This window comes from Enterobacter sp. E1 (assembly GCF_016809815.1).
Taxonomy (GTDB): Bacteria; Pseudomonadota; Gammaproteobacteria; order Enterobacterales; family Enterobacteriaceae; genus Enterobacter; species Enterobacter adelaidei.
In genome coordinates, this window is sequence record NZ_JAFBJM010000003.1 from 144,703 (window position 1) to 159,608 (window position 14,906).

Annotated in this window: 14 protein-coding genes; 12 read left to right on the forward strand and 2 right to left on the reverse strand. The window is 54.9% G+C overall.

Going from position 1 to position 14,906, the window contains the following annotated elements; translation table 11 throughout:
* Positions 1-59: 59 nt before the first annotated feature.
* Together JGF26_RS09745 and yghU are read right to left on the reverse strand one after the other, a co-directional pair.
* Positions 60-392 carry a glycine zipper domain-containing protein gene (locus tag JGF26_RS09745; protein WP_028019661.1) on the reverse strand — a complete coding sequence of 111 codons (333 nt, stop codon included), beginning with the start codon at positions 390-392 and terminating at the stop codon, positions 60-62.
* Between the two features lie 160 nt (positions 393-552).
* Positions 553-1,419 (reverse strand): glutathione-dependent disulfide-bond oxidoreductase, encoded by an 867-nt coding sequence (gene yghU / locus JGF26_RS09750; protein ID WP_134707964.1) that lies wholly within the window; start codon positions 1,417-1,419, stop codon positions 553-555.
* A gap of 245 nt (positions 1,420-1,664) precedes the next feature.
* Here yghU and JGF26_RS09755 point away from each other — a divergent pair, with 245 nt between their 5' ends.
* From JGF26_RS09755 to tssC, 12 genes are all read left to right on the forward strand, one after another.
* A complete protein-coding gene (locus JGF26_RS09755; RefSeq protein ID WP_134707963.1) occupies positions 1,665-3,254 on the forward strand; it encodes an ABC transporter substrate-binding protein in 1,590 nt (529 codons plus the stop codon).
* Positions 3,255-3,299: 45 nt separating this feature from the next.
* Positions 3,300-4,253, forward strand: a complete 954-nt coding sequence (locus JGF26_RS09760) for an ABC transporter permease (RefSeq protein WP_134707962.1) — start codon at positions 3,300-3,302, stop codon at positions 4,251-4,253.
* A 5-nt stretch (positions 4,254-4,258) separates the two neighbouring features.
* Entirely contained in the window at positions 4,259-5,104 is an 846-nt protein-coding gene (locus JGF26_RS09765; protein ID WP_028019665.1) for an ABC transporter permease, read from the forward strand.
* Positions 5,097-6,074, forward strand: a complete 978-nt coding sequence (locus JGF26_RS09770; protein WP_134707961.1) for an ABC transporter ATP-binding protein — start codon at positions 5,097-5,099, stop codon at positions 6,072-6,074. The genes JGF26_RS09765 and JGF26_RS09770 overlap by 8 nt, the downstream gene beginning before the upstream one ends.
* A complete protein-coding gene (locus tag JGF26_RS09775) occupies positions 6,071-7,048 on the forward strand; it encodes an ABC transporter ATP-binding protein (protein WP_134707960.1) in 978 nt (325 codons plus the stop codon). Before JGF26_RS09770 ends, JGF26_RS09775 begins: the two co-directional genes overlap by 4 nt.
* A gap of 112 nt (positions 7,049-7,160) precedes the next feature.
* Positions 7,161-9,023 (forward strand): bifunctional glutathionylspermidine amidase/synthase, encoded by a 1,863-nt coding sequence (gene gss / locus JGF26_RS09780; RefSeq protein ID WP_134707959.1) that lies wholly within the window; start codon positions 7,161-7,163, stop codon positions 9,021-9,023.
* Between the two features lie 129 nt (positions 9,024-9,152).
* Positions 9,153-9,704, forward strand: a complete 552-nt coding sequence (locus tag JGF26_RS09785) for a peroxiredoxin (protein WP_028019669.1) — start codon at positions 9,153-9,155, stop codon at positions 9,702-9,704.
* Between the two features lie 20 nt (positions 9,705-9,724).
* Positions 9,725-10,957, forward strand: a complete 1,233-nt coding sequence (locus tag JGF26_RS09790; protein WP_134707958.1) for a thioredoxin family protein — start codon at positions 9,725-9,727, stop codon at positions 10,955-10,957.
* A 20-nt stretch (positions 10,958-10,977) separates the two neighbouring features.
* Positions 10,978-11,535: a sigma-70 family RNA polymerase sigma factor gene (locus JGF26_RS09795; RefSeq protein WP_028019671.1), complete on the forward strand. Its 558-nt coding sequence runs from the start codon at positions 10,978-10,980 to the stop codon at positions 11,533-11,535.
* On the forward strand, positions 11,522-12,151 hold the full coding sequence (locus tag JGF26_RS09800) for an NrsF family protein (protein WP_134707957.1): 630 nt from the start codon (positions 11,522-11,524) through the stop codon (positions 12,149-12,151). Before JGF26_RS09795 ends, JGF26_RS09800 begins: the two co-directional genes overlap by 14 nt.
* A gap of 661 nt (positions 12,152-12,812) precedes the next feature.
* Positions 12,813-13,313: a type VI secretion system contractile sheath small subunit gene (tssB, locus tag JGF26_RS09805; RefSeq protein ID WP_028019673.1), complete on the forward strand. Its 501-nt coding sequence runs from the start codon at positions 12,813-12,815 to the stop codon at positions 13,311-13,313.
* 33 nt (positions 13,314-13,346) lie between these two features.
* Positions 13,347-14,894 (forward strand): type VI secretion system contractile sheath large subunit, encoded by a 1,548-nt coding sequence (tssC, locus tag JGF26_RS09810; RefSeq protein ID WP_134707956.1) that lies wholly within the window; start codon positions 13,347-13,349, stop codon positions 14,892-14,894.
* Positions 14,895-14,906: the final 12 nt, after the last annotated feature.

Genomic DNA, 14,906 nt, shown 5'->3' on the forward strand with positions numbered 1-14,906 from the left:
AAACCCAGCGCGATCGCTGGGTTTATTATTCATGCCTGTTCACAAGGTGGCACACAGCCTTAGTGCGTCGCTTCACCAATCAGCGCGCCTGTACCCGCACCAACCGCCGCACCTTTCAGTACGCTCTTGCCGGTAACCGCCGCGGCACCTGCGCCCACGGCAGCACCTACCGCACCACCTTTACGCGCGTCTTTGCCTTTTTCGCCGTTTTTGAACATCGCCCCCGTGCCAGCGCCAACGACGGCACCGCCAACGGTTGATTTCAGATCTTTGCCCGTGGCTGCGCCAATGGCCGCGCCTGCTACCGCGCCGGCAGCGGTTTTGTCGATGGCCATTCCCGAGGTAGAAAAAATGAGAGCGCTGATAACCAGCGTTGTTTTAATGAGTTTCATAACAGATCCTTTGTGACTGCTGTCGGTTAATTCGTCGTATCTCACGGTCTGGTGTGAGAAAAACGGACAAATAGTGCCAGCAATACAGGGTCAGCCTTTAAGCTAATCATGCCCTGGGAAAGGATCCTTGCAGCCGGGCGGTGTCCCGCCCGGCCAGCTATCACGCCTGACGTTTGTCTTCGGTATTTGTCTCGAAGTCACTCGCCGAGTGGCGTTCGTGAAGCTGCTCGTTCAGCTCGCCGCTGGTGCGGTTAACGATGCGTCCGCGCTTAACGGCATGGCGGTTCGCCACGTCTTTCGCCCAGCGCTGCACGTGAGTGTACTTCTCCGCGTCCAGGAACTCGGCGGCGTTATACACGCTGCCCAGCGCGACGCAGCCAAACCACGGCCAGATTGCCATATCCGCGATGGTGTATTCCTCACCGGCCACGTAACGGCCGCGGGCCAGCTGTTTATCCAGCACGTCGAACAGGCGTTTGGCTTCCATGGTGAAGCGGTCAATCGCATATTCAATTTTCACCGGAGCATAGTTGTAGAAGTGGCCAAACCCGCCGCCGAGGAACGGGGCGGCCCCTTGCAGCCAGAACAACCAGTTCAGGGTTTCCGTGCGGCCTGCCGGATCTTTTGGCAGGAAGTGACCAAATTTTTCTGCCAGGTAAAGCAGAATGCTGCCGGATTCAAATACGCGCGTCGGCGGAGTCGTGGAGTGATCGCGCAGCGCGGGTATTTTCGAGTTCGGGTTCACCTCTACAAACCCGCTGGAGAACTGATCGCCTTCGCCAATGCGGATCAACCATGCGTCGTACTCGGCGCCCGCCACGCCCAGCGCCAGCAGCTCTTCGAGCATAATCGTTACTTTCTGACCGTTCGGTGTGCCCAGGGAGTAGAGCTGTAGCGGATGAGAACCCACAGGGAGCTCTTTCTCATGCGTTGCGCCGGAAATCGGACGGTTGATGTTGGCGAATGCACCGCCGTTGTTCTTTTTCCATTCCCACACTTTCGGTGGCTGATAAGTGTTGTCTGACATGTTGGTCTGCCTTTTGAGTGATGTGTTGAGGCAGTGTAGCAGGAGATTTGTGAACCGTTTAACGATGTGAGCGCAATCAATTAACCGCTATTCCTTCTGGCGCTTATATATATCAAATTCGGCATAAGCTTAATCGAAAACCGCATTTTCATAATTAATGCGGAAACCGATAAAGCTGCATATGATGCTTCAACATAAATAAAAGATGCAGTAATAAACACTTTATAAGGCAAGGAGTTAGTGAGATGCGCAAGCTTCTGTTATCGGCAGTGCTGGTTTCGCTCGCGTTAGGCCTGGCTGGCTGTGATGATGCGAAAAATAAAGAGACAAATACGCCCTCAGCGGCAAAAAGCGACGCGCCAAAAGAGGGCGGTTCGCTGATTATTGGTATAACCTCCGGCGACCCGTTAGCCGTTAATCCGCTCTATGCCAGCGACCGTACCACGTTAACGATCATGCAGGCGCTCTATGCCCCGCTGTATAGCTTTAATCACGGCAACATTGAGTGGGGTCTGGCGGAAAGCCTGACGCCCTCCGCCGACAACCTGAGTTATACCCTGACGTTAAAACCCAACCTGAAATGGCAGGACGGCCAGCCGCTGACGGCGGACGACGTGGTCTTTACGTTCAATAAGCTGCTGGATGCCAAACAGCATAGCTTCTTCCGCAGCATGTTTACCTGGGGCGGCAAGCCCGTTGAGGTGAGCAAGGTTGACGACCGCATCGTTAAGTTCACGTTACCGCAGGTCAGTGCGGCCTTTACCGGCACTCTGGTACAGATCTACCCGATCCCGCAGCACGTGTTCGCCGGTGAAGGTGACCTGGAAAAGAGCAGCAAAAACGATGCACCAGTGGGTTCTGGCCCGTTCAAATTCAAAGAGTACCGCGCCGGACAATATTACGCCCTGACCCGTTTCGATGATTACTGGAACGGCAAAGCGAAGCTTGATTCGGTCACCTACCGTTTCGCCAAAGACAGTAACGCCGCCAACCTTGCGCTGCAAAACGGTGAAATCAACCTCAAGATGGTTGATCCGCAGGATGTGAATCGCCTGAAAAATACCGGGAAGTTTGACTTTGTGGTCTATCCGGAAGGCCGTTTGGCCTATATGACGTTCAACCAGAACGTACCGGTGATGAAGAGCAAAGAACTGCGACAGGCCATCGCGTATGCCATCAACAAAGATGAGCTGACCCAGACCGCGTTTACCTCGCTTGACTACGCTAAACCGGCGACGTCCTTCCTGACGCCCGATACGCTTTACAAGACGGATGACGTTGAACAGTACAAATTCGATCTGCAAAAAGCCAAAGACCTGCTGAAGACGTCCGGCGCGCCGGGCAACCTCAAGCTGCGCCTGGCGTATGTGAACACCAACAAAACCCAGGAGAGCATGGCGCTCTATATTCAGCAGGCGCTGAAGGGCATTGGGGTGAGCGTGGAGCTGATGCCGCTGGACTCCAACGCCATGTCTCAGCGCAGCCTCGATATGAACAATACCGCGTGGGAGCTGAACCTGGGCGGCTACATCATGGGCTCCGAGCCGGATGGTTACAAATCGCTGTTCATGAGCAACGAAGCCTATAACTACGCACACTACAAAAATCCGCAGTTTGATGCCCTGTGGGATAAAGGCGCGGTGGAAACCGACGCCGCGAAACGTGCCGATATCTACAAGCAAATTCAGCAGACGGTGGCGAATGACATGACCTATTACCCGATTGCCTACACCAATGCGACCGTCGCGGTGGACAAGCGTTTCGGCGGCACCCAGGAGGCAGAGCCGAAACCAGTCTACCTCTTCCAGGATCTGTCAAAAATCTATCAGAAATAAGTGATTGCCCCGGCCGTCGGGTCGGGGCTTTGGTAAGGGCACGTCGTGAACACACTTCTTACGCGTCGGCTGCTGCAATTACTGCCGATGCTGTTCTTTATTTCACTGGTGGCGTTTTTGCTGGTCAAACTCGCACCCGGCGATCCGGTGGCGGCCTACATTACGCCGCGCATGGCCCCGGAAGATATCGAGCGTATTCGCCAGAGCCTGGGGCTGGATAAGCCCCAGGTCACGCAGTACGTCCTGTGGCTAAAAAACGTCCTGCAGGGCGATCTCGGCTATTCGCTGATTTACCACCGCCCGGTGCTGGAGATGATCGGCGAACGCATTCCGGCCACGCTGGGGCTGATGGGCGCGTCGCTGCTGATGGCTATTGTGCTGGCGATCCCGCTGGGCCTGCTGGCGGGGGCATTTAAGCACCGCTGGCTGGATCATCTGCTCAATTTATTCGCCTATATCGGCATCTCGGTACCGATTTTCTGGTTCGGCATTTTGCTCATCACCGTTTTTGCCGTGCAGCTTAACTGGTTCCCCAGCATGGGAATGCGCACCATCGGCATGGAGGACAACGGGCTGGATCTGCTGCGCCACGGCGTGCTGCCGTGTATTGCCCTCACGTTCTATAACCTCTCCAGCTACGTGCGCTACATCCGCTCCAACACCATCTCGCAGCTCTCGGCCGACTACGTGCAGACCCAACTGGCTTACGGTGCCACGCGCTCCAGCATTCTGTTTCGACATGTGCTGAAAAACGTGCTGCTGCCGGTGATCACCCTGTTCGGCCTGTCGTTCGGTGAGCTAATTGTGGGGGCCTATGTGACGGAAAGCGTCTTCTCCTGGCCAGGGATGGGGCTGCTCGGGATCCAGTCGATCGCTTCGCTGGACTACCCGCTGATCATGGCGATCATCATGCTCTCGTCGATGATGCTGATCGTCGGTAACCTGATCGCCGATGTGCTTTATCGCTTCGCCGATCCCCGCATTCGTACGCTGAGGTAACCCGGATGAGCAGACGCTGGCAGCAGGTTCGTCACCAGCTGCGCCGCAACCGTCCGGCGCAGTTCTCCCTGTTTGTGCTTTTTATTTTCGTTGTCGCCGCGCTCTGTGCGGGCTTAAGTCCGTACGATCCGGACCGGATGGCGCTTGGCGCACGCACGTTGCCACCGGATGCCGCGCACTGGTTCGGCACCGACGAGTACGGACGCGACTACTTCACCCGCGCGCTGTATGGCGGCCAGATCTCCCTGATGGTCGGTTTTCTCGCCATGCTCTTTTCCACGCTTATCGGCACGGTAGTGGGAACGGTGAGCGGCTATTTTGGCGGCTGGCTGGATAACCTGATGATGCGCGCCGTGGATATCCTGATGGCCATTCCGGCCTTCTTCCTGCTGCTGGTGGTGAATGCTTACCTCAAGCCGGGCGTGGATAACATCATTCTGATTATCAGCCTGCTGACGTGGATGAACATGTCGCGGCTGGTGCGTGCTGAAACCCTATCGGTGAAAGAGCGCGAGTACGTGCTGTATGCCCGCGCGTCGGGGGAGCATCCTCTGCGCATTATCATGCGCCACATTATTCCCGGCGTGCTGCCGACCATTATCGTGGCGGCCACGCTCAATATCGCCTCGGCCATTTTGATGGAGTCAACGCTCAGCTTCCTGGGGCTGGGCGTGCAGGCGCCTGCGGCGTCGTGGGGAAGCATGCTTAACAACGCGCAGTCTTACATTGGCGAGGCATCGTGGCTGGCGATGTTCCCCGGCATTCTGATCCTGTTGACGGTGTTCAGCTTTAACGTGCTGGGCGATGTATTTCGTACCGCCTTTGAGCCAGGAGCGAATCGCGATGAGTAACTTATTAGCGCTTGAGAACCTGCAAACCACGTTCCGCACCCGCGAGGGCGAGGTTCATGCGGTGCGCGGCGTGAGCTTTCAGGTCCAGCCGGGGGAACTTGTCGGCATTGTTGGCGAGTCGGGCTGCGGGAAAAGCGTCACCTGTAAGTCGATCATTAAGCTTCTGGGGAACAACGGACGGATCGCCGGGGGCAGTATCCGGTTCCAGAACGAGGATCTGGCGCAGAAAACCCCCGCGCAGATGCGCGCCATTCGCGGCAACGAGATCGCGATGATTTTCCAGGATCCGATGACCGCCCTGAACCCGGTGCTGACCATCGGCAAACAGATGGCTGAGATCCTGATGCGCAATAAAGGACTGACCAAAAAAGCGGCCAGGGCAGCCGCGATCGCCATGCTGGAACAGGTGGGTATTGCCGAGGCTGAACGCCGATACGACCAGTATCCGCACGAGTTCAGCGGCGGGATGCGCCAGCGGGTAATGATCGCAATTGCGCTCTCCTGCAACCCGAAGCTTCTTATAGCCGATGAGCCGACCACCGCGCTGGACGTCACCATTCAGGCGCAGATCCTGCGCCTGCTGAAAAGCCTGCAAAAGCAAACCCAAACCGCGATTCTGCTGATCACCCACGATCTCGGCGTGGTGGCGCAGGTCTGCAGTCGCGTGGTGGTGATGTACGGCGGGCTGGTGATGGAGGAAGGGAGCGTGGAAGATATTTTTTATCGCCCTGCGCATCCTTACACCCAGGGGCTGCTGGCCTCGCTGCCGCGCCCGGATGAGGTGAATCAGCGTTTATCGCCGATTGAAGGTTCGCCGCCTGGCCTGCTTAACCCGCCGCCGGGCTGTCCTTTCGCGGAACGCTGCCCGAAACGCACGCCCCAGTGTGAACGACAACCCGCATTTTACACCGCAGGAGAGGGGCATCGTGCTGCCTGCTGGCTATGGGCCGACAAGGAGATTCAGGCATGAGTGAACAACAGGCGCCATTAGTGAGCGTGCGCGATCTGCGCAAGCACTATCCGCTCAACGGCGGTTTGCTGCGTAAAGGCGTGGCAGTGAAAGCGGTTGATGGCGTGAGCTTTGATATCCAGCCTGGCGAAACGTTTGGCCTGGTGGGGGAGTCCGGCTGCGGAAAATCCACCCTCGGGCGCGCCATCCTGCGCCTTTTCGATATCACCTCGGGCGAGATCCACTTTGCCGGGCAGGCGATCGCCCGCGCCCGCGAAAAAGAGCTTAAGCCGCTGCGTAAGCGGATGCAGGCGATTTTTCAGGATCCTTATTCCTCGCTCAACCCCGGAATGACCGTGCGACAGCTGGTGGCCGAACCGATGCAAATCCACGGCTACAGCCGGGAAGAACAGCGGGAACGTACGGAAACGCTGCTCTACAAAGTGGGGCTGAAGCACGAACACCTTGAACGGTTCCCGCATGAATTCAGCGGCGGGCAGCGTCAGCGCATCAGTATCGCCCGCGCGTTGTCCGTGCATCCTGAATTTGTGCTGTGCGATGAGCCGCTCTCGGCGCTGGACGTCTCGGTGCAGGCGCAGGTGGTGAATATTCTGCAGGATCTGCAGCAGGAGCTGGGGCTAACCTATCTGTTCATCGCCCACGATCTCTCCATGGTGCGGCATATCTCCAGCCGCATTGGGGTGATGTATCTCGGCAAACTGGTGGAGGTGGCCCCGGCGAATGAACTGTATCAGCGTCCGGCGCACCCTTACACCCGCGCGCTGCTGGCGGCGGTTCCCCAACCCGATCCGCGCATTCGCAATCTCGAAGATGCAACCCTGCGCGGCGACATTCCTGGCCCCACGTCCGCGCTCGCGGGCTGTAAGTTCTGCAGCCGCTGCCCGCACGCCATGCCGGTTTGCCAGACGCAGGAGCCTGCCATGCAGGAGATTGCACCAGGACATTTCGCGGCATGTTGGTTGTTTAAAATGTAATTAATGTGCCTTGCAGGTGTATGATAAATCCACCTCTGTCAGGTTAATTACAACGTGCAGACGACGACAACCCTTTCAAAAAATTGCCGCCTGCCTGTTTTAGGTTGGATACATGCGTAAAGGAAAGTTAAGCAGTGACGCGCCATTCGGGACGTTATTAGGCTATGCGCCGGGTGGCGTGGCGATTTACTCTTCAAATTACGGCAGTCTCGATCCGCGTAAGTACCCGGAAGATGCGGATTTTCGCAGCTATATCGGCAATGAATACATGGGCCACAAGTGGCAATGTGTTGAGTTTGCCCGCCGTTTCCTGTTCCTCAACTATGGTTTCGTTTTTACCGATGTCGGCATGGCGTGGGAGATCTTCTCCCTGCGCTTTTTGCGCCAGGTAGTGAACGATAACATTCTGCCGTTACAGGCCTTTTCCAACGGTTCGAAACGCGCGCCGCGAGCCGGAGCGCTGCTTATCTGGCAAAAGGGTGGGGAGTTTCATGAGACCGGCCACGTAGCGGTGATCACCCAGCTCCTGGACGATAAGGTCCGTATCGCGGAGCAGAACGTCATTCACTCACCATTGCCGCTTGGGCAGCAGTGGACGCGCGAACTGCGTTTGAGCGTCGAGAACGGGTGCTACACCATTCATGACACCTTCAACGACACTGAAATTCTCGGCTGGATGATCCAGACGGACGGCACGGAACACAGCATTCCCCAGCCGGAAATCGAAGGTGCGCTGTTGAAAATCAGCGGCGCGCGGTTGAAAAACAAACGTCAGTTCGACGGTAAATGGCTTAACGAAAACGACGCGTTGCAGCAGGCATATGTCCGCGCGAACGGCCACTTTATCAATAAAGATCCCTGCCAGTACTTCACCATTACCGAAAGCGCCGAGCAGGAGCTGATCAAAGCGACTAACGAACTGCACCTGATGTACCTGCATGCGACCGACAAAGTGTTGAAAGACGACAACTTACTGGCACTTTTCGACATCCCTAAAATTCTCTGGCCACGTCTGCGCCTCTCCTGGCAGTGGCGCCGTCACCATATGATTACCGGTCGTATGGATTTCTGCATGGATGAGCGGGGCATTAAGGTCTACGAGTACAACGCTGATTCCGCGTCCTGCCACACCGAGGGCGGGCTAATTCTCGAAGAGTGGGTGAAAAACGGCTATCGCGGCAACGGACATAACCCGGCGGAAGGGCTGCTGGAAGAGCTAACCGGGGCGTGGAAACACAGCCATGCGCGTCCGTTTGTGCACATCATGCAGGACAACGATGTCGAGGAGGATTATCACGCGCTGTTTATTCAGCGTTCTCTGCTGCAGGCCGGGTTTGAAACCAAAATTCTGCATGGGCTCGGCGCACTGAGCTGGGATGCTGCCGGACAGCTGATTGACGACGAAGGCCGTCACGTGAATTGCGTGTGGAAGACCTGGGCGTGGGAAACCGCGATCGAACAGATCCGCGAGGTGAGCGAAACCGAGTATGCCGCCGTGCCAATCCGCACCGGACATCCTGAAGGCGAAGTGCGCCTGATTGACGTCCTGCTGCGCCCGGAAGTTCTGGTGTTTGAACCGCTGTGGACGGTTATTCCCGGCAACAAGGCAATCCTCCCGGTACTCTGGCAGCTGTTCCCGAATCATCGTTACCTGCTTGATACCGATTTTGAGGTTAACGACCTGCTGAAACAAACCGGCTATGCCGTTAAACCGATTGCCGGACGCTGCGGCAGCAATATCGATCTGATCAGCCCTGAGGATGAGCTGCTTGATAAATCCAGCGGCAAGTTTGTCGACCGCAAAAACATCTACCAGCAGCTGTGGTGCCTGCCAAACGTTGATGGCAAGCACATTCAGGTCTGTACCTTTACCGTGGGCGGTAACTACGGCGGAACCTGCCTGCGCGGAGACGACTCGCTGGTGGTGAAGAAAGAGAGCGATATTGAGCCATTGATTGTGGTGAAAGATGAATAGCCTCCGCAGAGCGTAAGCAAAGATCCGCAAGCGACCCTTGCGGATTTTTTTTATCCGTGAGCGAAACCTTCAGGCGTTAGCGTGCGAACTATTATTCATACAGCACCTTTTTCTCTGATGGAGCCGCCCATGAAACGTTTGAATACCTTGTTAGCCGCCGCCGTTCTGAGTCTTTCCCTTTTCACCCTTAGTGCCCATGCTGCCCTTGAAGCCGGTGCGAAAGCGCCGGATTTCAGTTTGCAGGGGGCGCTTGGCGGCAAACCGCTCACCTTCTCTCTTCAGCAGGCGCTGCAGAAAGGCCCGGTGGTGCTCTATTTCTTCCCGGCGGCATTTACCAAAGGCTGCACCCTTGAGGCTCATGCTTTCGCTGAAGCGACGGATGACTTCAGGAAACTGGGCGCAACCGTGGTGGGGGTAACTGCCGGGAATGTCGATCAGGTGGATGAATTCTCGAAGCTGGAGTGTCGCGACAAATTTGCCGTTGCGGCTGACCCTGGCGCGAAAGTGGCAGCCGAATACCAGACGTTGATGCAGATGAACGGTAAAACGGTGTCTGACCGTACCTCATTCGTTATCGCGCCGGATGGCAAAATCCTGCTGAGTTATACCGATCGTAACCCTGACGAGCACATCCAGAAAACCATGGATGCCGTGAAAAAATACGCAAATTCGCACTCGTAATTTAGCCGTCGGGGTTTGCTATGTTAACAGCCATGCTGGCCGCCTTTGTGGGCGGCATTATTCTCAACTTTATGCCCTGTGTGTTCCCGGTCATTTCCCTTAAGGCGTTAGGGATTTTACGTCATCAAGGCGATACCCGGAGCGCGCGCACCGAAGGGATTGGGTTTCTGCTGGGTGTGATTTTTACCATGCTGGTCTTAGCAGGCGTACTGCTGGCGCTGCGGGCGGGTGGAATGGCTGTTGGCTGGGGGTTCCAGCTTCAGTCTCCGCTGGTCATTGCTGCACTGGCGCTGGTTATTCTGGGGGCGTCACTGAACCTGCTCGGTGTGTTTGAGGTGGGGTTATCGCTTCAACGAGCAGGGGAAATCTCGGTCGGGCGCGGCGCGTTTACCCGCTCGGCATTAACCGGTGCGCTGGCGATTGTGGTCGCGACACCGTGCTCAGCGCCCTTTATGGCCGGCGCGGTAGGGTATGCACTGGTGCAGACTCCGGCCGTTTCGCTGGGTATTTTTCTCGCGCTGGCACTCGGGTTCGCGGCACCGTTTACGCTGATCTCACTCTTTCCGGCTATTGCCGAACGCTTGCCCCGACCAGGTACCTGGATGGATATCCTTAAGCGTGGTTTGGCATTCCCAATGCTCGGTGCCTTTGCCTGGCTGGTGTGGGTACTTACACAGCAGGCAGGTACGACGGCGTTGGCGGCTCTGCTTGCGAGTGCGGTGGTGGTGAGCTTTGCGGCGTGGTTGTACGGTATGGCACAGCGCAGACGCTATACCGGTCAGCCCTATAAAGTGCTGTTGGCGGTCACCGCAGTACTGTTGATTGCGGCTATCAGCCCGCTACCGGGTGTGATGCACACCCAGTCCTCTCAGCCGGAAGTGCTGAGCGCAGAAGACATCACGCGGGTAACGTGGTCACCGCAGACGGTAGAAAAGATGCGCGGGCATGGCAAAGCCATTTTTGTGGATTTTACGGCGTCGTGGTGTATCACCTGCCAGTTGAACGAGCGAACGTCACTCTCAACCGCGGCGGTGAAACAGGCCCTGGCCGAAACGGGAACGGTCTATATGGTGGCGGATTCCACCAGGTTTAACGCCGATATTGATGACGCGATGAACACCTTCGGGCAGGGTGGGTTACCTCTCTACGTGGTTTACCCTGCAGATGGTAGCGCACCGAAAGTGCTTCCTCAGGTTCTGACGCCCTCAATTGTCGTTAACGCCCTGAATCAGGCATCCGGTAAAAAAGCATGAGGTAACTGCCATGGCGAAAAATGGATAGCGGTTTAGCGCCGCGTGAAGCCTGGCCCGCGCTAATGGCTCGCGCTCAGGCGGGCGAACGCGAGGCTTATACACAGTTGTTGCGGGCTATCGTCCCGGCGATCAGGGCGATTGTTCGCAAGCAGATTTCCGACAGCGTGCTGGTGGACGACGTTATTCAGGACGTCCTGTTGACGGTTCACCGGGTGCGGCATACCTACGATCCGGCCTGTCCTTTTTTGCCCTGGTTGATGGCTATCGCCCGGGCCAGAACCGTTGACGCATTACGCAGGCGTGGCCATCACTGGCTACGTGAAACGGATGATGGGCAGATTGCAGAGGAGGTCTCTGACAACACCCCGGAAGATGAAGAAAGGGAAGAAGAGTTGGCGATGATATTAGACCAGCTTCCTTCGCGTCAGCGCCAGATTGTGGAGCATATCCATCTACAGGAAATGAGTCTTGCGGAGGCTGCTGCTCGTCATAATTTAAGCATTGCTGCCGTGAAATCGTTACTACACAGAGCACTAACCAACCTTCGCCGGATGGGAGCGAACCATGGCCGATCATAATCTTTTAATTGCAAAACTCAGTCAGGATGCCAGTCCGATACGTCGGCCCTGGGCAAGCAACCGACGCGTTGTCGCGTGGCTGCTGATGGCACTGCCGTGTGGCTGGTTAAGCAGTCTGGTATTTCAGCGTGTGGCAACGGACTGGACGCAATCCGGCGCAATACTGGCGGCGTTTCAGCTTATTCTGGCATTTGTCATGGGGACACTGGCCATTCGCAATGCGTTTCTGCTGAGTATTGCCGGGCGTAAGCTGTTGGGCTGGAAAGGGTTCGCACCGTTGATTGCACTCTGGCTGGGGGGCGTGGTGTTAAGCCTCGGACGGACGCATATTCAGGCCAATCATCCCGACGAGGTGAATTGCTATCTGTTTATGATGGCGGTCAGCACGCCAATGGTCGCGATTGTGATCGCGTATTTACGCAGAACGCGGACGTTGTATCCGTTACGTACGTTAGCTATCGCTGGAGCGGGGGTGTCCTGTATGGCGCTGACGTTACTGTCATTTTGCCATCCGGTGGAGGTACATCCATTGGATTTTCTGCTGCATGTGGCGGCGGGAGTGACGATTGTGGCGGCGACAATGGCTATTGGATGGCGGTGGGTCAGAGTAAGGTGAATTCAAACGCATCGCCGGAGCGTGATTGCATTGCTCACAGCGGTAATTATCTTATATTTTTTTCGATACTCTTCTGTAGTGGACTACTGATATATATTTTTTGTGAATAATTTTGTGTGTGTTAAATGATCTTGTAAATGAATTAATGTTGCACGCCATGCTGGGTGTGCATGCTATTTTAAACATACTCATTCCCTTCCAATCTCTCATTTTTTTAAAAAAGTACAAAATCAGATATTTCACGAGTTAGGTGAGATTTTGCTCGATTTCATCCCTAAGTTAAATTGATCGCTTACTAAGCAGCCTTATCCCATGGGGTTTACATGGATGTCTTAAAGTAAATTCTTATAAATCAGAATGATGATCTTTTTGTGTTAAATTTGAATATGTAACTTTCTGTTACATATTTTCATTTCCAGTCCCGTAGGGAACGTTCCTACACTCACCGCTAGTGGGTCTTATCCGAAATTTTTTATTTCAGAGAAATACCCAAAATACAGTGTCGACATGCTGGTGAATAGAATGCGCTCGCTTTTAACTCCGGGATTTTGATTCTCGTCGGATTATGTGAACCAGGAAGATGTTCTGGCTGGGTTTGCCATTCTTATTAAATTCTCGCTGGTATTGATCGTTTTTATAACTCCATAGAACAGGGACAGCTATGTCTAACTCTTCCTATCAATCCGAAATTCCCAAGGCACGTATTAATCTAAAACTGGATCTGCATACCGGTGGCGCGAGTAAGAAAACGGAGCTTCCTCTGAAATTACTGGTGGCGGGCGATTTCAGTCATGGCCAGGAGTCCGCGTCATTATCCGAGCGTAAAAAAGTTAATCTCAACAAAAATAACTTTGACTCTGTGCTTTCCGAATATTCCCCAAAAGTAAATCTGACCGTCAAAAACACGCTTGCCGGTGATGGCAGTGAAGACAATATCAGTCTGACATTCCAGAGCATGAAGGATTTCACACCGGAACAGGTCTCAAGACAAATTCCACAGCTGAAGGCGATGCTGTCCATGCGTAATTTGCTGCGTGATTTAAAAGCAAACCTGCTGGATAACCAGGCATTCCGAAAGGAGCTGGAAAAAATTCTCCTCGACCCGGAATTAAGCGCAGAACTCAGAACTGAGCTGTCAGCTCTGGCTCCGAAACAGCCATAACGGTCACGTTGTTTTAACGGATTAATAAGGAAGATGTTGATGTCTGTAAAAAATGAGAATGCCGCTAGTGGCGAGAGTGTGGTGCTTGAACGTCCTGCAGCAGGTGGGGTTTACGCGTCTCTGTTTGAGAAAATCAATCTGAATCCGGTGTCTGAACTGAGTGCACTGGATATCTGGCAGGACGCGCAGGCGATGTCGGATGCGACTGCGGATGAGCGTTTAACGGCGGGAATGCAGGTGTTTCTGGAGTGCCTGACAAAATCGGGCTCAAAAGTTGAAAAACTCGACAAAAACCTGATTGACCATCATATCGCAGAGCTGGACTACCAGATTAGCCGTCAGCTTGACGCTGTCATGCACCATGAAGACTTTCAGGCGGTAGAAAGTCTGTGGCGCGGCGTTAAATCCCTTGTCGACAAAACCGATTTCCGCCAGAACGTGAAAGTTGAACTGCTGGATATGTCTAAAGAAGATCTGCGTCAGGACTTCGAAGACAGCCCGGAAATTATCCAGAGCGGATTATATAAACAGACATACATTGATGAGTATGATACGCCGGGTGGAGAGCCTATTGCTGCGCTGATTTCCGCATACGAATTTGACGCGTCTGCACAGGACGTTGCCCTGTTGCGTAACATCTCGAAAGTCTCAGCTGCCGCGCATATGCCGTTTATCGGCTCTGCAGGTCCGAAATTCTTCCTGAAAGATACCATGGAAGATGTCGCGGCCATCAAAGACATTGGTAACTACTTCGACCGTGCGGAGTACATCAAGTGGAAATCGTTCCGCGAGACGGATGATTCCCGTTATATCGGCCTGGTGATGCCACGCGTGCTGGGTCGTCTGCCGTATGGCCCGGATACCGTGCCGGTGCGGAGCTTCAACTACGTGGAAGAAGTGAAAGGCCCGGATCACGATAAATACCTGTGGACCAACGCATCCTTCGCCTTTGCATCCAACATGGTTCGCAGCTTCATCAACAACGGCTGGTGTGTACAAATTCGTGGCCCGCAGGCCGGTGGTGCCGTGCAGGATCTGCCAATCCATCTGTACGATCTGGGTACCGGCAATCAGGTCAAGATCCCGTCAGAAGTGATGATCCCTGAAACTCGTGAGTTTGAATTTGCGAATCTGGGGTTCATTCCCTTGTCCTACTATCGCAACCGCGACTATGCGTGCTTCTTCTCTGCGAACTCTACCCAGAAACCGGCGCTGTACGACACCGCTGATGCTACCGCCAACAGCCGCATCAACGCCCGTCTGCCGTACATTTTCCTGCTGTCGCGTATTGCGCACTACCTGAAGCTGATTCAGCGCGAAAACATCGGCACCACTAAGGATCGTCGTTTGCTGGAACTTGAGCTCAACACCTGGGTTCGCGGTCTGGTAACGGAAATGACCGATCCGGGGGATGAGCTGCAGGCGTCACACCCGCTGCGCGATGCGAAAGTGGTGGTAGAAGACATCGAGGATAACCCGGGCTTCTTCCGCGTGAAGCTGTTTGCTATCCCGCACTTCCAGGTGGAAGGGATGGACGTCAACCTGTCACTGGTTTCCCAGATGCCGAAGGCCAAGTCGTAAGGCGAGGGAAAA

Coding starts and splice junctions, on each gene's coding strand:
- JGF26_RS09745 (WP_028019661.1), bottom strand. CDS start 392: ATGAAACTCATTAAAACAACGCTGGTTATCAGCGCTCTCATTTTTTCT.
- yghU (WP_134707964.1), bottom strand. CDS start 1,419: ATGTCAGACAACACTTATCAGCCACCGAAAGTGTGGGAATGGAAAAAG.
- JGF26_RS09755 (WP_134707963.1), top strand. CDS start 1,665: ATGCGCAAGCTTCTGTTATCGGCAGTGCTGGTTTCGCTCGCGTTAGGC.
- JGF26_RS09765 (WP_028019665.1), top strand. CDS start 4,259: ATGAGCAGACGCTGGCAGCAGGTTCGTCACCAGCTGCGCCGCAACCGT.
- JGF26_RS09770 (WP_134707961.1), top strand. CDS start 5,097: ATGAGTAACTTATTAGCGCTTGAGAACCTGCAAACCACGTTCCGCACC.
- JGF26_RS09775 (WP_134707960.1), top strand. CDS start 6,071: ATGAGTGAACAACAGGCGCCATTAGTGAGCGTGCGCGATCTGCGCAAG.
- gss (WP_134707959.1), top strand. CDS start 7,161: ATGCGTAAAGGAAAGTTAAGCAGTGACGCGCCATTCGGGACGTTATTA.
- JGF26_RS09785 (WP_028019669.1), top strand. CDS start 9,153: ATGAAACGTTTGAATACCTTGTTAGCCGCCGCCGTTCTGAGTCTTTCC.
- JGF26_RS09790 (WP_134707958.1), top strand. CDS start 9,725: ATGTTAACAGCCATGCTGGCCGCCTTTGTGGGCGGCATTATTCTCAAC.
- JGF26_RS09795 (WP_028019671.1), top strand. CDS start 10,978: ATGGATAGCGGTTTAGCGCCGCGTGAAGCCTGGCCCGCGCTAATGGCT.
- JGF26_RS09800 (WP_134707957.1), top strand. CDS start 11,522: ATGGCCGATCATAATCTTTTAATTGCAAAACTCAGTCAGGATGCCAGT.
- tssB (WP_028019673.1), top strand. CDS start 12,813: ATGTCTAACTCTTCCTATCAATCCGAAATTCCCAAGGCACGTATTAAT.
- tssC (WP_134707956.1), top strand. CDS start 13,347: ATGTTGATGTCTGTAAAAAATGAGAATGCCGCTAGTGGCGAGAGTGTG.